This window comes from Arsenicicoccus dermatophilus (assembly GCF_022568795.1).
GTDB classification, from domain to species: domain Bacteria; phylum Actinomycetota; class Actinomycetes; order Actinomycetales; family Dermatophilaceae; genus Arsenicicoccus; species Arsenicicoccus dermatophilus.
Map to the genome: position 1 here is coordinate 1,632,388 of NZ_JAKZHU010000001.1, position 20,269 is coordinate 1,652,656.

Consider the following 20,269-nt stretch of genomic DNA (forward strand, 5'->3'; position numbering starts at 1 on the left):
CCGCCCTCGGTCACCGGGAGTAGCGTGAACGCCTCCCCGCCAAGGCGGGGAGGCGTTCACGTGCCGTCGGCGACGGCTCAGACCGAGGTCACTTCACCAGGGCCGAGAGGGTCGGGTCGTTGGCGTAGGCCTCCTTGGCGTTCGCCTTGGTAACGATGACCGGCTCCAGGAGGTTGGCCGGGACGATCTTGACACCGTTGTTGTATGACTTCTCGTCGTTGACGGTGGGCTTCTGACCGGCCTGCAGGGCCTTGGTCATCTCGATCGCGGCAGCCACCAGCTTGCGGGTGTCCTTGTTGATGGTGGAGTACTGCTCCCCCGCCAGGATCGACTTGACGGACTCGACCTCGGAGTCCTGGCCGGTGACGACCGGGACCGGCTTGCCGGCCTGCTTGACCGAGGTCATGACGGCGCGCGCCAGGGTGTCGTTGGGCGACAGGACGCCGTCCAGCGCGGCCGAGGCGTAGTTCGCCGCGAGCAGGTTGTCCATGCGCTTCTGGGCGTTCTCGGCCTTCCAGTCCTGGGTGACGGCCTGCTGGAAGGTCGACTGGCCGGAGACGACCTTGAGGGTGCCGTCCTTGATCTTGGGCTGCAGCACGCTCATGGCGCCGTCGAAGAAGACCTTGGAGTTGGCGTCGTCGGGCGAGCCGGCGAAGAGCTCGACATCGTAAGGACCGTTGGGCTTCTTGGCCTTGAGGCCGTCGAGCAGGGCGGTGCCCTGCAGCACGCCGACCTTGAAGTTGTCGAAGGCGACGTAGTAGTCGACGGCGTCGGTGTTGGTCAGCAGGCGGTCGTAGGCGATCACGGTGACGCCCTGCTGCTTGGCGGCCTTGAGCTGGCTGCCCAGCTGGGAGCCGTCGACGGCGCCGACGACCAGGACCTTGGCGCCCTTGGTGACCATGGACTGGATCTGGTTCTGCTGCTCGGCCACACCGTTGTTGGCGAACTGCACGTCGGCCTTGAAGCCTTCCTTGGCCAGGTCGGTCTTGAAGATGTTCTCCGCGAGGACCCAGTTCTCCGAGGTCTTCTTGGGCAGGGCGACCCCGATCAGGGCGTCCTTGGCGAAGCCCGAGGCGCCGGCACCGCCGGAGGCCTGGGCCGACGTGGTAGCCGAGGTGGTGGTCTTCTCCTCGGCGCGACCGCAGCCGGTCAGGGCCAGGCCGACGACCGCGAGGGCGACGACGGAGGTGGTGAGCTTGCGCATGGGTGTTCCTGTCTGTGCTGATTCTTGGGGGCGTATGGCGCACGCCGGGGTCGCCGTCGCGCGTGGTGGGGGTCCTGAGCCGTCGCCGGCTCAGGCCTCGGAGCGGACGACGGCGTCGGTCGTCTCGGTGCGCTCCGCGGTGGTGGGGGCAGCGTTGCCGCCACCAGCGCGGTTGGTGAGCAGGCCGATGATCGAAGGGCGGCCCTGCATCTTGTTGATCACGTCGAAGGCCACGGCCGCGAGCAGGACGAGCCCCTTGATGATGGCGGTGATCTCGGCCGTCACGCCCAGCAGCGACAGTCCGTTGTTGAGGACGGCCATGACCAGACCACCGATGATCGACCCGACCACGGTGCCCACGCCTCCGCTGACCGCGGCCCCGCCGATGAAGACGGCGGCGATGGCGTCCAGCTCCCAGCCGAGGCCGTCGGCCGGCCCGGAGGCGGTGGAGCGGGCGACGAACATCATCCCGGCCAGGGCGGCAAGGATCGACATGTTCATCATGACCAGGAAGTTGACCTTCTTGGCCTTGACGCCGGACAGCTCGGCGGCGTGCTTGTTGCCGCCGACGGCATACACGTGACGACCGAGGACGGTGCGGCTGGAGATGAAGCCGTAGAGGAGCACCAGCGCCACGAGGATCAGACCGGAGACCGGGAAGGACGTTCCGCGGCGCCCGGAGGCCATGAGCATGGCCACGCCCATGATGGCGGCGCACACGAGAGCCAGCCGGATCCCGAGGGTCAGCGCGTCCTCGCGCTGCAGGCCGATGCGCCGCTGGTTGGCCCGGTTGCGCAGGGCACCCCCGACGATGGCCAGGCACGCGAGCAGGCCGAGGAGCACGGTGAGGTTGTTGTAGCCGGTCGTGGGGCCGACCTCGGGCAGGTAGCCCGAGCCGATCTGCTGGAAGCCCTCGGGCACCGGGATGGTGAGCGACTTGCCGATCCACTGGTTGACGCCGCGGAAGACGAGCATGCCCGCCAGCGTGGTGATGAAGGCCGGGACCCCGACGTAGGCCACCCAGAAGCCCTGCCAGGCGCCGATCAGGGCGCCGATGGCCAGGCCCAGGAGGATCGCCAGGGGCCAGGACAGGTGCCAGTCCCGCATGGCGATCGCCACGATGATGCCGACCGCGGCGGCCACCGAGCCCACCGACAGGTCGATGTGCCCGGCGATGATGACCAGCACCATGCCGATGGCGAGCACCAGGACATAGGCATTGCCCTGGAGGATGTTGATGACGTTGGTGGGGTCGAGGGCCAGGCCGTCGGTCTGCCAGGTGAAGAAGGCGATCAGGGCCAGCAGGGCGATGATCATCCCGAACTGGCGCAGGTCCCCCCCGAAGACGTTCTTGAGCTTGGTCATGGTGCTGCTGCTCCCAGGTCAGGCCGTGGCGGCCGGTGCATGGACGGAGGACGTGAGAGTCATCAGACGCATGAGACTCTCCTGCGTCGCCTCCTCACGGTCGAGGCAGCCGGTGATGGCTCCCTCGCAGATGGTGTAGATGCGGTCGGACAGGCCGAGGAGCTCGGGCAGCTCGGAGGAGACGACGATGACGCCCTTCCCCTCCAGCGCGAGCTGCTGGATGATCCCGTAGATCTCGAACTTGGCGCCGACGTCGATGCCGCGGGTGGGCTCGTCGAGGATAAGCACCTCGGGGTCGGTGAACAGCCACTTGGCCAGGACGACCTTCTGCTGGTTGCCGCCCGACAGCTTGTCCACCCCCTCGTCGACCGAGGGGGTCTTGGTGCGCATCGACAGGCGGTACCTGTCGGCCCACTCGTACTCCTTGTCCCGGTCGACGACGCCCGCGGGCGCGATCTTGCCGAGCTTGGCCGAGACGGTGGTGCGCTTGATGTCGTCGAGCAGGTTGAGCCCCAGCGACTTGCGGTCCTCGGTGACGTAGCCCAGGCCCTCGCGGATGGCCGTGGGGACATTGGTCAGGCTGAGCCGACGCCCGTCCAGGAAGGCCTCGCCCCCGCGGAAGATGCCGTAGGAATGGCCGAACAGCGACCGCATCAGCTCGGTCCGACCGGCCCCCATGAGCCCGGCGAAGCCGACGATCTCGCCCCGGCGGACCGTGAAGCTCGAGCGCTTGCACACGAGCCGGCCGGGGATCTGCGGGTGCTCGACGGTCCAGCCGCGCACCTCCAGCAGGGTCTCGCCGATCTGCGGGGTGTACTCGGGGAAGCGGGAGTCCAGCGGGCGGCCGACCATCGAACGGATGATCCGGTCCTCGTCGACCCCGCCTGCGTGGACGTCGAGCGTCTCGATCGACCGACCGTCGCGGATGATGGTGATCGAGTCGGCGATCGCGGCGATCTCGCCGAGCTTGTGGCTGATCATGATGCTCGTGATGCCCCGCTCGCGCAGGCCGCGGATGAGGTTGAGCAGGTGGGCCGAGTCCTCCTCGTTGAGGGCGGCGGTGGGCTCGTCCAGGATCAGCAGCCGGACGTTCTTGTTGAGCGCCTTGGCGATCTCGACGAGCTGCTGCTTGCCGACGCCGATGTTCTTGACCGGGGTCTCGGGGTCGTCGCGCAGACCCACCATGTCCAGCAGCTCGCGGGCCCGCTGGTTGGTGCGCACCCAGTCGATGACGCCCCCGCGGCTGGCCTCGTTGCCGAGGAAGATGTTCTCCGCGATGGACAGCTCGGGGATGAGGGCGAGCTCCTGGTGGATGATCACGATCCCGGCGCGCTCGCTGGCGCGGATGTCCCGGAAGGCCACCTCGGCGCCGCCATACATGATCCGGCCCTCGTAGCTGCCGTGCGGGTAGACCCCGGACAGCACCTTCATCAGCGTCGACTTGCCGGCGCCGTTCTCCCCGCAGATCGCGTGGACCTCGCCGGCGCGCACGGACATGGAGACCTCGTCCAGCGCCTTGACGCCGGGAAACTCCTTGGTGATGCGGACCATCTCCAGGAGAACCGGCCGGTCCTCCGGGGGCTTGAAGGTCGTGCTCATCGTGGTCCCTTCTTCGCGACCTGACGGCATCGTCACCGTCTCATGTTCAGGAAGTGAACTCTGGATTGCTGGATTCGTCAACTACTCCGCGTGTCGCAGCGGTACCTGGGCCGCCTCGTGGGCGGCCCCCGCGGCACCCAGCGCCTCAGCCCGGGCACCCAAGGTCTCCAGGGCCAGCGTGGTCGACGCCGCGACCACCGGAGGGGTCGCGCGCTCCAGCCCCCGGCGGGTGGCGGCGAGCAGCAGCCCTCCCACCTCGGTGAGCGGACCGGCGAGCAGGACGACCTCGGGGTTGAGCAGGTTGCACAGCCCGCCGAGGACCTGCCCGAGGGCCAGGCCGGCGTCCTCGAGCACCCGCAGCGCAGCCAGGTCCTGCGCCTGCACGAGCTGCAGCAGCTCGGAGGTCCGGGGGGTGCGACCGCTGGAGGCGGCCAGCGCGGAGAGCATCGTCGGTATGGCGGCGACGGTCTCCAGGCACCCCCGGTTGCCGCAGCGGCACACCGGTCCGAAGGGCTGGACCTGCAGGTGTCCGAGCTCGCCGGTGATGCCGATCTGTCCGCGATGCACCTGCCCGCCGAGCACGAGCCCGGCGCCGATCCCGCTCGCGACCTTGACAAACACCAGGTGCTCGGCGCCGGCATGGGCGCCCCAGCGGTGCTCGGCCAGGGCTCCGAGGTTGGCGTCGTTGTCCACGACGACCGGCATGGCCAGGCGCTCGGCCAGCGCGGGACGCAGCTCCAGCCCCACCCACTCCGGCAGGACGGCGGCGTGGCCCACGACGCCGGTCCGCGAGTCGATGGGTCCGGGGATGCCGACCCCCGCGCCGACCAGCTCGGACCTGCGCACGCCGGCGTCGGCCAGGGTGCGATCGAGCATCAGATCCACGAGCGCCATGCAGCGCTCGGGCCCATGACCTGCCGCGATGCCTTCGTAGGACTCGGCGAGCACCGACCCGTCCTCGGCGGCGAGGAGCAGGCGCACGTGCCGCCGCCCCACGTCGACGCCGACGGCGACGGCGAGCTCCTTGCGGGCCAGGGCCACCCGGACCGCACGACGCCCGGACGAGGTGGTGGGACCCGTCGTCACCAGACCCTCGTCGCCGAGCGCCCGGACCAGGTTGGAGACGGTGGCGGGCGAGAGGCCGGTGGCCCTCGCGAGCGCCGCCTGGGTCATCGCCCCCCGGGACCTCAGGGCGTCGATCACCCTCTCGTAGTTGGCCCTTCGTAGTGCGCTGGGCGACCCGGCGCCCCGCGGGGCTCGGCCGGGGACCGAGGTGTCGTCGTTGACCATGGGCCCACTGTGGCCCTCCGCGGCGCTGTCGTCAAGAAGTGAAGACAATGTAGTTTTGCGTCAACACAACTTGTACGTACAGTTACATACCTAGTGAATGTTCCCGCGCAGTACCACCGCTCGGGGGAACGCCAGCACGTCGATATCCGCCCGCGGGTCCGCGGCATAGACGCACAGGTCCGCCGGCGCCCCCTCCTCCAGGCCAGGCCTCCCGAGCCAACGACGGGCGCCCCAGCTGATGGCCTCGAGCACCTCGCGCGGCGTCAGGCCGGCGTCCCGCAGCTCCCTCGCCTCGGCCCCGACGAGCCCGTGCGGGAGCGCCCCCCCGGCGTCGGTGCCGACGTACACCGGCACTCCGGCCTCGTGCGCGGCCCGGACCGTCTCGTGCCGGGCGGCGTGCAGGTCCAGCATGTGCCGGTGGTACGCCGGGAACTTGGTCCGGGCCGGCTCGGCGATCTGCGGGAAGGTCGCGATGTTGACCAGGGTCGGGACGATCGCGATCCCCTGGCGGGCGAAGTCGTCGACGACCGAGCCGCGCAGCCCGGTGGCGTGCTCGACGCAGTCGATGCCGGCCCGGGCCAGCTGCGGCAGGACCTCCTCGCCGAAGCAGTGGGCGGTGACCCTGGCTCCGGCCTCGTGCGCGGCGGCGACGGCAGCGGCGACGACCTCCTCCGGCCAGCAGGGTGCCAGGTCGCCGGTGTCCCGGTCGATCCAGTCCCCGACGAGCTTGACCCAGCCGTCTCCCCGCGCCGCCTGCTCGCGAACGGCGGCGACGAGCATCTCCGGCTCCACCTCGTCGGCATAGCCCCGGAGGTATCGACGGGTGCGCGCGATGTGTCGCCCGGCGCGGATCACCACGGGCAGGTCGGACCGGTCGTCGATCCAGCGGGTGTCGGCAGGCGAGCCCGCGTCCCGGATCAGCAGGGTCCCGGCCGCGCGATCCCCCAGGATCTGGCGCTCGGCGGTCTCGGCGTCCACCGCGCCATGGGCGTCCAGCCCGACGTGGCAGTGGGCGTCGACCAGCCCCGGCAGGACCCAGCCGGCGAGGGTCTCCACGTCGCCGGTCGGTCGCTGGAAGGTCACCCTGCCGTCCACCACCCACAGCTCGTCCCGGACCTCCTCGGGGCCGACGAGGACCGGACCGGACAGGTGCAGGGCTGCGGCGCTCATGGTGGCGACCCTAGCGGCGGAACCGTCCCGGCGGCCGTTCGTGAATCACGTTCGGGCCCAGTGGCGTGTTGTAACTCTTCGTAATTTTAGTCTCACTTCCTTCATTACTGTGAGACCAGGACAAATCACTCAACGAAGTAGTGGCAGGCCGATGCGGTAGACAAGCGTCCGGAGCCGTCCCCAGGCCCGGTGACGGCCCGTTTCCTGGATGTGACATGAGGGTCCGACAGGCCCGGTCATCGGCAGCGTCGCCACCCCACGACCCTTCCCCCGCATCCCGGAGTCCACCATGCCAGCCACCCTCGCGCCGACGTCCTTCGACGTCCTCGGCCATGAGCCGGACGGCGCCGCGACCCCGAGCCCCCTGCCCCCCGAGCCCGGCTACGGCCGCGTGCACGTCCTGGTGCCGGCGCACGACGAGGAGGCGGGCATCGCCCACACCCTCGAGGCTCTGCGCGAGCAGACCTACCAGCCGTGGTCCGTGACGGTCATCGCGGACAACTGCAGCGACCGCACGGTCGAGATCGCCCGCGGGATGGGCGTCACGGTCGTCGAGACCGTCGGCAACACCCACAAGAAGGCCGGCGCCCTCAACCAGGTGCTCGACACCCTGCTGCCGACCCTGGGCGAGTCGGACCTCATCTTCGTGCAGGACGCGGACTCGGCGCTGGAGCGGCACTTCCTCGCCAACGCCGCGCGCTACCTCACCCGGCACGACCATCTCGGCGCCGTGGGCGGCACCTTCCGCGCCCAGCCCGCCCTGCAGCGGGAGCGCACCCGCCGCCGCGAGCCGTCGACCGAGCGCTGGCAGCGCCAGGCCTGGAACCTCAACTCACGCTTCCTGCGGCACCTGCAGGACAACGAGTACGCCCGCTACGCCCGCGACGTGCGGCGCCTGGACGGCAAGTGCCTCGTGGTCACCGGCACCGCGGCCATGTTCAAGGCCACCATGCTGCAGGACCTCAGCCGGGCGCGGCTCGACGGCCGCCTCCCCGAAGGCGACGGCAAGGGCGGGATCTACGACCCCCGGGTCCTCACCGAGGACAACGAGCTGTCGTTCGCGATCATGCACCTGGGCTTCGAGCTCCTGGCGCCCCCGAACTGCCTGCTGACGACCGAGGCGATGCCGACCTGGCGCGAGCTGTGGCAACAGCGGCTGCGCTGGAAGCGCGGCGCCGTCGAGAACTGCGTGCAGTACGGCCTCACCGCCGTGACCCGGCCCTACTGGGGTCGTCAGCTGCTGACGATGCTGGGCGTCCTAGTCACGATCCTCTACCTGTCCGACCTCGCCCTCACCCTCGTGCTCGGCCACTTCGCCCTCCAGCCCCTCTGGGCGGCGGTGACCGGGATCTTCTGCCTGGAACGGTTCGTGACGATCCGGGACAAGGGGATCAGGCAGATGGCGCTCAGCGCCACGATGTACGAGCTCCCGTTCGACTTCTTCCTGCAAGCCACCCACGCGAAGGCCTACGCCGACGCGCTCATCGGAACCGAAAGGAAATGGTGACATGTACAACAACCCCGCTCCGGTCTTCGCCGCCGGCGTGACCGGTGGACTGACCTACGCCGGGTTCGAGAACCTCTACTACGCGATGGGCGCCTTCGCGCTCGTGGCCGCGGCCTCCGCGGTCAAGCGCATGGTGCCCGTCTACCGCACCCGGTCGGCCCGCGCCCGGGCTGCCATGATCTCCGAGAGCGCCTGATCCTGGGCGCTCCCGGCCTCACCGCCCGGCGTCGACGGCCGGCGTCGACGGCCGGCCCCGCTTCCGCGGGGCCGGCCGTTGGTCCGTCTGGGCAGACCCATGTAGATACAGAGAGTAGTTGATGGTCACTCTTCGTACCGTCAGGGGATGCGTCTCCCCCGCCGTGCCCTCCTGTCCGTCGCCCTCGGGGCCGCCGCGATGACCGCCACCGCGGGCAGCTCCGAGGCGATCTCCCCCGCACCTCGGCCCACGACCGCTCCCCGCACGCTGGCCCCCTCCTCGGTTCCGCTCGCCCTGGGCGCCTACAGCCAGGGGATGGACAAGGACCCCACGGTCCTGGACCGGACGGCCTCCGCCCTGGGCCGCCCCATGGCCATCGCGAGCGTCTTCCGCGGCAAGGGTGACGACGCCTGGTGGCCCTACCCCGCGGATCGGGCCCTCGGGACTCGCCGGACGCTCCTCGTGGCCTGGTCCCTGGAGGACTACGGCAGCTATGCCTGGTGGGCCTCCGGCCAGGGTGACGCCGTCCTGCGCGACAAGGCCCGCACGTTGCGCGCCTACGGACGCCCCGTGGTGCTGCGCCCTTGGGCCGAGATGAACGCCGACTGGGTGGCGCACCAGGTCACCACCGGCACCCCGAAGCCCGCGGGCGGATCCCCCGACCAGTTCCGGGCCGCCTGGCGCCGCGCCGTCGACGTCTTCCGTCGCGAGGGGGCCAGCAACGTGCGCTGGGCCTTCAACCCCACCACCGACACCTACGCCGGCACCAGCGACGTGCGGGCGTTCTACCCCGGCGACGACGTCGTCGACGTCCTCGGCCTGGACGGCTACAACTGGGGCACCACCGCAACCCCCAACCTCGGCTGGCGCACCTTCGACGACGTCTACGCCACCCAGTACGCCCGTCTCGTGGGACTCGCACCCGCCAAGCCCGTCTGGCTGTGCGAGATCTCCTCGGCCGACCCCGCCAGCGCGGGGGTCTCGACGGTGCGGGCGAGCGCACCGACCGGGCAGACCAAGGGCTTGTGGTGGCAGGACACCTTCGCCCACCTGCGCACCGGCTACCGCAACGTCCAGGCTGTGGTGGTCTTCGACGTCGACAAGGAGCGCGACTGGCGAGTGGCGAGCTCGGCCGAGGCCCTCGGCGGGCTGCGCACCGCAGTCAGCTCCCCGATCTACAAGCCGCGCCTCGGCTGACCCGTGTCGCGGTCCCCTGCCCTCGCGATCGGCAGGTATGACGAGAGGCCCGGGTGCACCGGGCCTCTCGTCATACCTGCCGGGTCGGTCGAGGGCTCACCTGCCCAGCGTGCCGCCGAAGCCCTTGGGCAGCTGGGACAGGTCTAGCTCGGAGGGGTCGGGCATCGCCCCGTCGCCGAAGGCCGAGCCGAAGGCGTTCTCCTTGGCAACTCTGGCCTTCTCGGCCGCGGCGCGCTCCTGCTCGGCGCGCTTGGCGGGGTTGCCGGACTTGGCCTTCTTGCGGGCGGGCTGCTGCTTGGCCTTCTTGCCGCCGGGGACCCCGGGCATCCCCGGCATACCGCCGCCGCGGCGCAGCTGACGCATCATCTTCTGCGCCTCGCCGAAGCGCTCGAGCAGCTGGTTGACCTCGCTGACCGTGACGCCGGAACCCTTGGCGATGCGCGAGCGGCGAGAGCCGTTGATCTGCTTGGGGTGGGTCCGCTCGAAGGGGGTCATGGACCGCACGATCGCCTCGACCCGGTCGAACTCACGCTCGTCCAGCGCGTTGATGGCGTCGCGCATCTGGTTCATGCCCGGCATCATCCCGAGCATCGACTTGAGGTTGCCCATCCGCTTGATGGCGGACATCTGCTGCAGGAAGTCGTCGAAGGTGAAGTCCTCCTCCGCCAGGAACTTCCGGGCCATCTCGTCGGCCTGGCGGCGGTCGAAGGCCTTCTCGGCCTGCTCGATCAGGGTGAGGACGTCACCCATGTCCAGGATCCGGCTGGCCATCCGGTCGGGGTGGAAGACCTCGAAGTCCTTCACGCCCTCGCCCGTGGAGGCGAACATGATCGGCTTGCCGGTCGTGTGGGCCACGGACAGCGCAGCGCCACCACGGGCGTCGCCGTCGAGCTTGGACAGGACCACGCCGGTGAAGTTGACGCCTCGCTGGAAGGCCTCGGCCGTCTCGACCGCGGCCTGGCCGATCATCGCGTCGATGACGAAGAGGACCTCGTCGGGGTCGATGGCCGCCCGGATGTCCGCGGCCTGCTGCATCAGCACCTCGTCGATGGCCAGGCGTCCGGCGGTGTCGACGATGACCACGTCGCGCTGCTGACGACGGGCCTCGGTGACGCCGTCGCGGGCCACGCCGATCGGGTCGCCGTAGCCGCGGGTGCCGGAGCCGGTCTCGATCGCCGCGTCGTAGCCCGAGACGTTGCCCCGCTCGGGGGCATAGACGGGCACGCCGGCGCGCTCGCCGACCACCTGGAGCTGGGTGACGGCGTTGGGGCGCTGGAGGTCGGCCGCGACGAGCATCGGGGTGTGCCCCTGCTCCTTGAGCCAGTAGGCCAGCTTGCCCGCGAGCGTGGTCTTGCCCGCGCCCTGCAGACCGGCCAGCATGATGACCGTCGGCGGCTGCTTGGCGAACTCGATCCGGCGGGTCTGGCCGCCGAGGATCTCGACCAGCTCGTCGTTGACGATCTTGACGACCTGCTGGGCGGGGTTGAGCGCCTCGTGCACCTCCGCCCCGAGCGCCCGCTCGCGCACGGCTGCGGTGAAGTGACGCACGACGGGCAGCGCCACGTCGGCGTCGAGCAGGGCGACCCGGATGTCGCGGACCGTGGAGTTGACGTCCTTCTCGGTGATGCGCCCCTTGGAGCGCAGGTGCTTGAAGGTGTCGGTCAGACGGTCAGACAGGCTGGTGAACACCGGACAAGGTTACCGGCTGACCCTCGTGCCCCCGGACATCGTCCGTCCCCGCCGGGTCGGAGGGCTGCGCGGTGGTCTCGTCGGGCGTCCGCGCTCCCCAGTGCGCCGTGGCACCGATCGCGTCGGCCAGCGGGCGCCGGCCGGTGCGGCTGCCCACCGCCTCGGGGGTGAGGTCGTAGGCCGTCTCGGCGTGCTCGGCCTGGTCGAGACCCTCCAGCTCGTCGCCGGCCGGAGCCCGGAAGCCCAGGGTGACCGCGAGGACCCGGGCGATCGCGTAGGACACGACCAGGGAGTAGCCGAAGACGGCGAGGGCACCGACCCCCTGGCGCCACAGCTGGTCCAGGCCGCCGCCGTGCAGCAGCCCGCGCACGGTGCTGCCCGGGACCTCGTCGGTGGCGAGGAGCCCCACGGCCAGGGTCCCCCAGAGCCCGCCGACCAGGTGCACGCCGACGACGTCCAGGGAGTCGTCCACGCCGACGAGGAACTTCAGACCGACGGCAAGGGCACACAGGGCTCCCGCGACGAGCCCGACCACGACGGCGCCGAGCGGGGTCACGACGGCGCAGGCCGGGGTGATGGCCACCAACCCCGCGACCATGCCTGAGGCAGCGCCCAGGGAGGTCGCGTGGCCGTCGCGCAGCCGCTCGGTGGCGAGCCAGCCGACGATGCCGGCGGCCGGCGCCACGAAGGTGTTGATCCAGGCGAGCGCGGCGACCGGCCCGGCGGACAGCGCCGACCCGGCGTCGAAGCCGAACCAGCCGAACCACAGCAGGCCGGCGCCCAGCATCACGAGGGTCAGGTTGTGCGGCCGCATCGGGTCCCGGCCGAAGCCCTCGCGGGGCCCGAGGACGAGCGCGAGCGCCAGTCCGGCGGCCCCGGCGTCGATGTGGATGGCCGTGCCACCCGCGAAGTCGACCGCCTTGAGGCCGTTGACGATCCAGCCCCCGTGGGTGGCGGTGAGACCGTCGACGGCGAACACCCAGTGGGCGGCGAGGAAGTAGACGAGCAGCGACCACGCCGCGACGAAGGCGCACCAGGCCCCGAACCGGGCGCGGTCGGCGATCGCACCGGAGACGAGGGCGACCGCGATGACCGCGAAGGCCCCCTGGTAGCCGGCGAAGGCCAGGGACGGGACGCGGCCGACGTGGGCGGAGGCGTCGAGGAGGTGCCGCAGCCCGGCGAACTGCAGCGGATCGCCCACCAGCCCGCCGAAGGAGTCCCCGAACGCCATGGAGTAGCCCACGAGCACCCACAGGACCCCGACGATCGCCAGGGCGGCGACGCTCATCATGATCATGTTGAGCACGCTCTTGGCGCGGACCATCCCGCCGTAGAAGAAGGCGAGCGCGGGGGTCATGAGCAGCACCAGCGCGGCGCTGACCAGCACCCAGACGGTGTCACCGGTGTCGATCGTGTCCATGCCACCACCCTGCGGGAGGGGTGTTTCGCCGGCGGGTCTCCCGGTGTTTCCGTGGCGTAAACCCCGGCGACCGCGCGTAAACCCTGGATGACGCCGTCAGGTCAGCCCCAGTGGCCGCCCATCGGGGGAACGAGCCAGGCGTCCGCGGCCGCGGCCCGCAGCGCCAGCCCGATGGAGTCCACGTCGTCGTGCGCGTTGAGTCCGCTCGGGTTGGGGACCACGTGCACGATCGCGCCGTACCAGGGCTCCGGCTGCCGGCCGCGATGGACCTGCTTGACGCCGAACGCGATCCGATAGGTCGAGATCCCGGCGAAGGCCACCACGCGAGGGTGCCGCTCGTCGACGAGCGCGGCGAGGCGCTCCACCCCGGCACGCAGCTCCTCGGGGTCCAGCTCGTCGGCCCGGGCCGTGGCCCGCGGCACGAGGTTCGTCATACCGATGCCGCGGTCCTCGACCAGCGCCCGGTCCTCGGTCCGCATCCCGCAGCTGACGTCGATGACGTGTCTGGCCAGCCCGGCCCGGTGCAGCGCCGGCCAGAACCTGTTGCCCGGCCGGGCGTAGTGCGCGTCCACGGCGGCGGACCACAGCGAGGGGTTGATGCCGACGACCAGCAGGGCCAGGTGCTCCGGGAGCAGGTCGGTGATGGCCCTCCCCCGGGCCTGCTCCAGCCCGGCGGCGGTGGGCCTGCGGCCCCTGACGTATGCCGCGAGCCCACCGCCCTGGCGGGCGGCGGGCTCGGGGTGCTCGGACACCATCAGCGCGGTGGCCTCACGCGACGATGGCGTCGACGAAAGCCACCGGGTCGAAGGGCGCCAGGTCGTCGGGTCCTTCGCCGAGCCCGACGAGCTTGACCGGCACGCCGAGGGTGCGCTGGATGGCCACGACGATGCCGCCCTTGGCGGTGCCGTCGAGCTTGGTGAGGGCGATGCCGGTGATGGCGACCTGCTGGGCGAAGGCCTCGGCCTGGCGCAGACCGTTCTGACCGGTGGTGGCGTCCAGGACCAGGATGACCTCGTCGACCTCGGAGGTCTTCTCGACCACGCGCTTGATCTTGCCGAGCTCGTCCATCAGGCCGACCTTGTTGTGCAGCCGGCCGGCGGTGTCGAGGATGACCACGTCGGCCTCCTGCTCGATGCCGGCCTTGACCGCGTCGAAGGCCACCGCGGCGGGGTCGGCCCCGTCCCGGTCGGAGCGCACGGTGGCGACGCCGACGCGCTCGCCCCAGGTCTGGAGCTGGTCGGCGGCCGCGGCGCGGAAGGTGTCGGCGGCGCCGAGGATCACCTCGCGGTCCTCGGCGACGAGGACCCGGGCGAGCTTGCCGACGGTCGTGGTCTTGCCGGTGCCGTTGACGCCGACGACCATGATCACGGCCGGGCGGTCGCCGCGGCGGGTCGAGGCGATGCGGCGGTCCATGGTCGGGTCGACGAGGGTGAGCAGGTCCGAGCGCAGCCACTCGCGGGCCTCGGCCTCGCTCGTGGTGCCGTCGACCTTGACGTGGGTGCGCAGCTGGGCCACCAGCTCGGTGGTGGCCTGCACCCCGAGGTCGGACGCGAGGAGCGTGTCCTCGACCTCCTCCCAGGCCTCCTCGTCGAGCTTGCCGCTCGCCAGGAGGTTGAGCAGCGCGCGTCCGAAGGCGGTGTTGGACCGGGCCAGGCGGCTGCGGAGCTTGTAGAGCCGTCCGCGCGCCGACTCCGGGCGGGCGGTGCCCACGTCCAGGCCGTCGGCCTGCGGGGTGACAGCGGCCAGGGGATCGCCGGCCGTCGTGGCTGCGGTGCTGCTCCGCAGCCCTGCCGGGTCCACGTCGGGCACGGCGTCGGCGCCGGTCACCCGGGTGGCCCCGCCCGACCCCTGCCCGTCGGTGTCCGGGCCGGTGGTGACGTCCGCGGTGCCGGCAGCCGCGGCCCCTGCGGGGGCGTCCTCGGCCGGCGCAGGCCTGGGCGCCTTGGGCTCCAGCACGTCGCCCCACGTCGGGGCGGGCGCGTCCCGACGCGGCGCCGGGCGTGCGGGAGCGGGTGGCTTGGGGGCTTCCTTCGTCCGCCCACCGCGGCCGCGGACGAGTCCGACGACGGCGACGACGGCGAGGACGAGGATGCCGACGATCAGCAGCAGATAGTCCTGGAGCGTGTGCACGTCGCCATCCTCGCAAACCTCGGGGCCGGGCACACCTCGCACGGGTGGTCCGGAGGTCTCGGCGGCCGGCCGGAGAGCGGCGGGACGACCCGAGCGGCCCTCGGCCCGGACGGGCAGAGGGCCGCTCGGCGGCGTCGCTGGGGCCGGGCTCGCTGCCCGGCGGGGCGTCAGGCGCTGGCGCCGATCGCCTCTCGACCGGAGCCGGCGGGGCGGGAGAGGGTGGTCGTGGAGGCGGGTGTGGTCCGGGCGATCTCCTGGCCCTGGGCGGTCAGGGCGAGGGCGCCGTCCTGCGCGGCCGGGATGGCCACCAGGGCGAGGATGACGATGGCGAGGGACAGGGCAAGGAGCATTCCGAGGATGACGACGACCATGGGTCCAGTGTGACGGTTGAGACGCCCGAGACCTATGTGATCCCGGCCGTCGCGACAGGACTGTGATCAGATTGCTCCGACCGGGTGCGCCTCGTTCGTCTCCTCTATCAGGTCGTCACCAGGCATGACGTCACGATCGGCCAGATCTCGAATGCGTTGCGACACAACGGTCGTGACTCCGTCGCCACGCATGGTCACGCCATACAAGGCGTCGGCCACCTCCATGGTGCGCTTCTGGTGGGTGATGACGATCAGCTGGGAGGAGTCCCGCAGCTCCTCGAAGATCGCGATCAGCCGGCCGAGGTTGGCGTCGTCGAGCGCGGCCTCGACCTCGTCCATGATGTAGAAGGGACTCGGCCGGGCCTTGAAGATGGACACCAGCAGGGCCACCGCCACCAGCGAGCGCTCACCTCCGGACAGGAGCGACAGCCGCTTGATCTTCTTGCCCGGCGGACGGGCCTCGACCTCGATGCCCGTCGTCAGCATGTCGGTCGGGTCGGTGAGCAGCAACCTTCCCTCGCCGCCGGGGAACAGCCGCGCGAACACCCCGACGAACTCCCGGGCGGTGTCCGCGAAGGCCTCGGCGAAGACCCGCTCCACCCGCTCGTCGACCTCCTTGACGATGTCGAGCAGGTCGCGCCGGGAGCGGCGCAGGTCGTCCAGCTGCTCGGTGAGGAAGGTGTGCCGCTCCTCCAGGGCCGCGAACTCCTCCAGCGCGAGAGGATTGACCCGGCCGAGGGCTGCGAGCCCGCGCTCGGCCTTGCGCAGGCGCTTCTCCTGCTCCTCCCGGACGAAGGCCACGGTGTGGGTCTGGGTGGGCGTGCTGTCGTCGGCGTCCTTGGCGGGCGGGGCGAGCACCGGGATCGGCTGGTGAGGACCGTACTCCTCCACCAGGACCGCAGGGTCGACGCCCAGCTCCTCCAGCGCCTTGGTCTCCAGCTGCTCGATCCGCAGCCGCTGCTGGGCGCGGGCCATCTCGTCGCGGTGCACCGAGTCGGTGAGGACGCGCAGCTCGTCCGCGAGGCGGGCGACGTCGGCCCGTATGGCGACCAGCCCGCTCTCCCGCTCGGCCTTGGCCTGCTCCGCCTGCTGTCGCCTCCCGGCCGCGGCAGCGACGAGCCCCTCGAGGATCGTCACGGCCCGCTCCGCCCCCGCGTGGACGGCGCGTGCGGCGGCGGCCTCCCGGCGACGTCGGGCCAGGCGCTCGGCAGCCTGGCGGCGGGCGAGCTCCTCCTGGGCGGCAGCCCGCTCCAGGCCGGCGGCGCGGCCGCCGTGGGCCCGGACCCGCTCCTCGGTGGTGCGCAGCGTGAGCCGCAGCTCGGTCTCCTGAGCGCGGGCGGCCTGGGCCTCGGCGGCGAGGCGGTCCCGCTCGTGCGTGCTCGGCTCGGCCTCGTCCTCGGCTGCGGTGCTGCGTGCGTCGGCCAGCCGCTGCTCCAGCGCCGCGAGCTCGACCTGGTCCCGCTCGATGCCCGACCGCAGCTCGCCGCCGCGGCGGGCAGTGCGCTCCGCCTCGGCGCGCGCCGAGCGTGCGGTGGCCGCGAGCGAGCCGAGCTGCTCGGCGACGGCGGCGAGCCGGGCGTCGTTGTCGTTGAGCCGGTCCAGCGCGGCATCGACGGCGGCACCCGCCTGCTCCAGCCGAGCCGTCGCCCCCTGGAGGGCGAAGGCCGCCCGCTCCCCTGCCGCGGTCGCGGTGGCCACGGCAGCCCGTGCCTCGTCGACGGCGGCCTGGATCTCCAGCTGGCTGGGGGCGCTGCCGGATCCCCCTCGTGCCCAGCCCGGCCCGTGCACGTCGCCCGCCGCCGTGACCGCCGTGACCCCCCGCGCCAGGACCTGCGTGACCAGGGCGTCGGAGGCGTCGTCCGGGAGCAGCGCCACCCGGTCGAGCAGACGGTCGAGGGCGGGCCGCAGCTCGGCAGGGACCTGCTCGACGCAGGCGACGGCCCACTCCACGCCGGGCGGCAGGGTCGGTCGACCCGTCACGGCGGCGCCGGAGTCCGCGCCCGACCCGATCTCGGTGCCGACCTCGACGCCCGGGCCCGCGCTGAGAGCGGCGTCGCCACCGGCGTCCGCCTCGGCCCTCGGCCGCGCGCCGGCGTCCGCCACGAGCAGGGTGACCTGCCCGGCGTCCTGCGATCGCAGCCGGGCGAGCGCCGCCACCGCCTGCGGCCGGCCCGCGACGGCCACGGCGTCCGACGCCCAGCCCAGCGCCGCGGCGACCTGCGCCTCCCGGCCGGCCCGGACGGTCACCAGGGACGCGAGCGACCCCAGGACCCCTTCCGGCATACCGTCGAGGAGGGACCCGGCTCCGTCCTTGCGCCGCAGCCCCATCTCCAGCGCCCCCAGACGCGCCTGCTGGGCCGCTCGCTCCTGGGTGGCGGCCCGGGCCTGCTCCCGCAGCCGGCGCACCTCGGCCTGGGCCGCCTCGCGCACGGACTCCGCCTGCTCGTAGGCCTCGTCGAGGTCCTCCTCGCCCGCCTCCGCATCGGCGATGGACACCTCCAGGGCCCGGAACTGCCCGTCCGCCTCGTCCGCCCGCGCCCGCGAGGCGGCGATGGCCTCGTCCAGACGCGACAGCTCGCCCTCGGCCGCCTCGATCCGGGACCGCCGAGCGGCGACCTGCCCCTGCAGGCGGGCGAGCCCCTCGCGGCGATCGGCCGCGGCCCGCGCGAGCCGGGCGAGCCGATCCACCTCCTGGGCGTGCTGCTGCTCCAGCTCTCCTCGGCGGGCGACGACCTCGTCGAGGTCGGCCTTGGCCTGGGTGACCTCGGCGGCCAGGGCCTGCTCCGTGGCACGCGCCTCGGCGGCCTCGACCCGCAGGGCCTGCGGGTCCCGTCCGGACGGGGCCGCCTGGTGGGGGTCGTCGGCGAGCAGCCGGGCACGCTCGGCCGCGAGCTGTCCGGTCCCGCCGATCCGGTCGCGCCAGGAGCTCAGCTCGAACCACTCCTGCTGCGCCCGGGCGACCTGCGGCGCCAGCTCGGCGACCCCCGCCTCGAGGGTCGTCAGCTCGGCCTGCGCCAGGCGGAGCGCCTCCTCGACCTCGGACCGCCGCCGCAGCAGCGCCGTCTCGTCGGCGACCTCCTGCTCCAGCGTGCTCGTCAGCTGCACGAGGTCGTCGGCCAGGAGCCGCAACCGGGCGTCCCGGGCATCCGCCTGGATGGTCGCGGCGCGCCGGGCCGTCTCGGCCTGACGCCCGAGCGGCCCCAGCTGGCGCCGGATCTCGCCCGTGAGGTCCTGCACCCGCTGGAGGTTGCCCTGCATCTGGTCAAGCTTGCGCAGCGCGCGTTCCTTGCGCTTGCGGTGCTTGAGGACCCCTGCTGCCTCCTCGATGAACCCGCGTCGCTCCTCGGGGGTCGCGCGAAGCACCGCGTCCAGCTGCCCCTGGCCGACGATGACGTGCATCTCCCGGCCGATGCCGCTGTCGGACAGCAGCTCCTGGATGTCGAGCAGCCGGCAGGGGGTGCCGTTGATGGCGTAGTCGGACCCGCCGTTGCGGAACATCGTCCGACGGATCGTCACCTCGGTGTAGTCGATCGGCAGGGCACCGTCGGTGTTGTCGATGGTGAGGCTGACCTCGGCCCGCCCCAAGGGCGGCCGACCGGCCGTGCCCGCAAAGATGACGTCCTCCATCTTGCCGCCACGCAGCGTCTTGGCGCCCTGCTCCCCCATCACCCAGGCGAGCGCGTCGACGACGTTCGACTTGCCGGAGCCGTTGGGGCCGACCACGCAGGTGATCCCCGGCTCCAGCCGGAAGGTCGTCGCGGACGCGAAGGACTTGAAGCCCTTCATCGTCAGCTGCTTGACATACACGCGGTCACCCTATCGGCCCGATCCAGCCAGACGTGTGACGCTGGGTGAGTGCGTATGTCGGAAGTCGCCATCCCCGTTCGGTCACCGGGGCGCCCGGCCGCGGCTCGGCGGCGGGAGCCGGACCGGGGCCAGGTCGCCCCTCGGCCTCAGCGGGTGAGCGCCACCCGGGCGATGCGTCGGAAGCCGTGCCGCTCGTACCACGTGACCGGCCAGTCGTCCTCGTCGGCCCCGACGGCCACGGTGTCGACCCCGTCCTGACGCAGCTGGGCGGTCACCCCCGCCATGAGCAGATCGCCATACCCCTTGCCGCGGTGCCCGGGGAAGATGTCGACCTCCTGGATCCGGGCACAGGTCACCCCCTGCTCCTTGACGCGGAAGATGCCGACCGCTCCCACCCGGGTGCTGCCGACCGTGGCGAAGTACATCCGCAGGCCCAGCCGCGTGCAGCGCTCGTGCAGCACACCGACCATCGAGAAGACGTGGTGCTGCGCCTTGCCCAGCTCGGTGGCGACCCCCATCCGACGGTCGAAGTAGGCCGCCCAGTCCTCGCCGGAGACGATCGGCGTGAGCTGGACCCGGGTCCCGGGCTCGCCCGTGGTGGCGGGGGTCCAGCCCGGTTCCTCGAGGGCGAGGAGGGCCTTGCCGACGGCATGGGGGTCCTGCAGGATCGTCGTCCGGGGAAAGAGGGCACGCTCCGAGGCCAGCACGGCCTCGACCAGGTCAGTCGATGTCACCTGACCAGCCTAGCGGCATCAAATTCTTTGTATGACAATTACACTCATCGTGAGGCAACCAGGCTTGCGGGTCTGCTCGGGGCACCTCGGCATACCACCAGGGGTATGCCGAGGTGCCTCGGCCGGGCTCGCGTTGCGGGATCGGGCGGACCGTCGACTACTTCTCGACGAAGCCCGTCACGTCCGGGCGCACCTGACCGGGCAGCGCCACGCACGCCTCCACCCGTCCGGGGCGGCGGCGCGGGCTCGTGGGGTCCACCGCCGCGGTCGGAGACAACCGGCGTCCGAGCTCGGCGACCGCGTCGGCCGGGCCCTGGGCGACGACCTCCACACGCCCGTCGTCCATGTTGCGGGCGTGACCGACCAGCCCGAGCTCCAGCGCCCGCGAGCGGGTCCACCACCGGAAACCCACACCCTGCACCCGCCCTCGCACGAAGTAGGTCGTGCGCACCGTCTCCTCGGTCATGCGCCGAGCATAGGTGGCCGCCCGGCCCCGACGACGGTCTCGCAGACGACGCCGGGGGCGTGACCTCACGGCGCCGCCGTTGCGCACGTCGGCTGTGCACGCGCCGTGGGTGGGCGCCTCTGGG

16 protein-coding genes are annotated in these 20,269 nt (G+C 72.0%); 3 read left to right on the forward strand and 13 right to left on the reverse strand.

What is annotated here, in order from left to right:
* Positions 1–88: 88 nt before the first annotated feature.
* The 5 genes from MM438_RS07625 to MM438_RS07645 all read right to left on the reverse strand — a co-directional run bounded on the left by MM438_RS07625 (position 89) and on the right by MM438_RS07645 (position 6,628).
* Positions 89–1,204 (reverse strand): substrate-binding domain-containing protein, encoded by a 1,116-nt coding sequence (locus MM438_RS07625; protein ID WP_241451894.1) that lies wholly within the window; start codon positions 1,202–1,204, stop codon positions 89–91.
* Between the two features lie 90 nt (positions 1,205–1,294).
* On the reverse strand, positions 1,295–2,569 hold the full coding sequence (mmsB, locus tag MM438_RS07630; RefSeq protein ID WP_241451895.1) for a multiple monosaccharide ABC transporter permease: 1,275 nt from the start codon (positions 2,567–2,569) through the stop codon (positions 1,295–1,297).
* A gap of 18 nt (positions 2,570–2,587) precedes the next feature.
* Positions 2,588–4,168, reverse strand: a complete 1,581-nt coding sequence (mmsA, locus tag MM438_RS07635) for a multiple monosaccharide ABC transporter ATP-binding protein (protein WP_241451896.1) — start codon at positions 4,166–4,168, stop codon at positions 2,588–2,590.
* 81 nt (positions 4,169–4,249) lie between these two features.
* Positions 4,250–5,458, reverse strand: coding sequence for an ROK family transcriptional regulator (locus MM438_RS07640; RefSeq protein ID WP_241451897.1), 1,209 nt, complete (start codon positions 5,456–5,458; stop codon positions 4,250–4,252).
* A 90-nt stretch (positions 5,459–5,548) separates the two neighbouring features.
* On the reverse strand, positions 5,549–6,628 hold the full coding sequence (locus MM438_RS07645; RefSeq protein WP_241451898.1) for an amidohydrolase family protein: 1,080 nt from the start codon (positions 6,626–6,628) through the stop codon (positions 5,549–5,551).
* 289 nt (positions 6,629–6,917) lie between these two features.
* Between MM438_RS07645 and MM438_RS07650 the strand changes: the two genes are divergently transcribed.
* The 3 genes from MM438_RS07650 (at position 6,918) to MM438_RS07660 (ending at position 9,528) form a co-directional block, all read left to right on the forward strand.
* Positions 6,918–8,135: a glycosyltransferase family 2 protein gene (locus tag MM438_RS07650; protein ID WP_241451899.1), complete on the forward strand. Its 1,218-nt coding sequence runs from the start codon at positions 6,918–6,920 to the stop codon at positions 8,133–8,135.
* Between the two features lies 1 nt (position 8,136).
* Positions 8,137–8,331 (forward strand): hypothetical protein, encoded by a 195-nt coding sequence (locus MM438_RS07655; protein ID WP_241451900.1) that lies wholly within the window; start codon positions 8,137–8,139, stop codon positions 8,329–8,331.
* 147 nt (positions 8,332–8,478) lie between these two features.
* Complete coding sequence (locus tag MM438_RS07660) at positions 8,479–9,528, forward strand: glycoside hydrolase family 26 protein (RefSeq protein ID WP_241451901.1); 1,050 nt, start codon at positions 8,479–8,481, stop codon at positions 9,526–9,528.
* 96 nt (positions 9,529–9,624) lie between these two features.
* Here the strand turns inward: MM438_RS07660 and ffh are convergent, their stop codons facing one another.
* The 8 genes from ffh to MM438_RS07700 form a co-directional block, all read right to left on the reverse strand.
* Entirely contained in the window at positions 9,625–11,217 is a 1,593-nt protein-coding gene (gene ffh, locus MM438_RS07665) for a signal recognition particle protein (protein ID WP_241451902.1), read from the reverse strand.
* Complete coding sequence (locus MM438_RS07670; protein WP_241451903.1) at positions 11,198–12,637, reverse strand: ammonium transporter; 1,440 nt, start codon at positions 12,635–12,637, stop codon at positions 11,198–11,200. The genes ffh and MM438_RS07670 overlap by 20 nt, the downstream gene beginning before the upstream one ends.
* Positions 12,638–12,738: 101 nt before the next feature.
* On the reverse strand, positions 12,739–13,392 hold the full coding sequence (locus MM438_RS07675; RefSeq protein WP_241451904.1) for a mismatch-specific DNA-glycosylase: 654 nt from the start codon (positions 13,390–13,392) through the stop codon (positions 12,739–12,741).
* Positions 13,393–13,405: 13 nt separating this feature from the next.
* Positions 13,406–14,767 carry a signal recognition particle-docking protein FtsY gene (ftsY, locus tag MM438_RS07680; protein ID WP_241451905.1) on the reverse strand — a complete coding sequence of 454 codons (1,362 nt, stop codon included), beginning with the start codon at positions 14,765–14,767 and terminating at the stop codon, positions 13,406–13,408.
* 167 nt (positions 14,768–14,934) lie between these two features.
* Entirely contained in the window at positions 14,935–15,138 is a 204-nt protein-coding gene (locus MM438_RS07685) for a hypothetical protein (RefSeq protein ID WP_241451906.1), read from the reverse strand.
* A gap of 66 nt (positions 15,139–15,204) precedes the next feature.
* Entirely contained in the window at positions 15,205–18,945 is a 3,741-nt protein-coding gene (locus tag MM438_RS07690; RefSeq protein ID WP_241451907.1) for an AAA family ATPase, read from the reverse strand.
* 146 nt (positions 18,946–19,091) lie between these two features.
* Positions 19,092–19,679, reverse strand: coding sequence for a GNAT family N-acetyltransferase (locus MM438_RS16725; protein WP_241451908.1), 588 nt, complete (start codon positions 19,677–19,679; stop codon positions 19,092–19,094).
* 157 nt (positions 19,680–19,836) lie between these two features.
* Positions 19,837–20,145, reverse strand: coding sequence for an acylphosphatase (locus MM438_RS07700; RefSeq protein ID WP_241451909.1), 309 nt, complete (start codon positions 20,143–20,145; stop codon positions 19,837–19,839).
* Positions 20,146–20,269 lie beyond the last annotated feature (124 nt).

Coding starts and splice junctions, on each gene's coding strand:
- MM438_RS07625 (WP_241451894.1), bottom strand. CDS start 1,204: ATGCGCAAGCTCACCACCTCCGTCGTCGCCCTCGCGGTCGTCGGCCTG.
- mmsB (WP_241451895.1), bottom strand. CDS start 2,569: ATGACCAAGCTCAAGAACGTCTTCGGGGGGGACCTGCGCCAGTTCGGG.
- mmsA (WP_241451896.1), bottom strand. CDS start 4,168: ATGAGCACGACCTTCAAGCCCCCGGAGGACCGGCCGGTTCTCCTGGAG.
- MM438_RS07640 (WP_241451897.1), bottom strand. CDS start 5,458: ATGGTCAACGACGACACCTCGGTCCCCGGCCGAGCCCCGCGGGGCGCC.
- MM438_RS07645 (WP_241451898.1), bottom strand. CDS start 6,628: ATGAGCGCCGCAGCCCTGCACCTGTCCGGTCCGGTCCTCGTCGGCCCC.
- MM438_RS07650 (WP_241451899.1), top strand. CDS start 6,918: ATGCCAGCCACCCTCGCGCCGACGTCCTTCGACGTCCTCGGCCATGAG.
- MM438_RS07655 (WP_241451900.1), top strand. CDS start 8,137: ATGTACAACAACCCCGCTCCGGTCTTCGCCGCCGGCGTGACCGGTGGA.
- MM438_RS07660 (WP_241451901.1), top strand. CDS start 8,479: ATGCGTCTCCCCCGCCGTGCCCTCCTGTCCGTCGCCCTCGGGGCCGCC.
- MM438_RS07670 (WP_241451903.1), bottom strand. CDS start 12,637: ATGGACACGATCGACACCGGTGACACCGTCTGGGTGCTGGTCAGCGCC.
- MM438_RS07675 (WP_241451904.1), bottom strand. CDS start 13,392: ATGGTGTCCGAGCACCCCGAGCCCGCCGCCCGCCAGGGCGGTGGGCTC.
- MM438_RS07685 (WP_241451906.1), bottom strand. CDS start 15,138: ATGGTCGTCGTCATCCTCGGAATGCTCCTTGCCCTGTCCCTCGCCATC.
- MM438_RS07700 (WP_241451909.1), bottom strand. CDS start 20,145: ATGACCGAGGAGACGGTGCGCACGACCTACTTCGTGCGAGGGCGGGTG.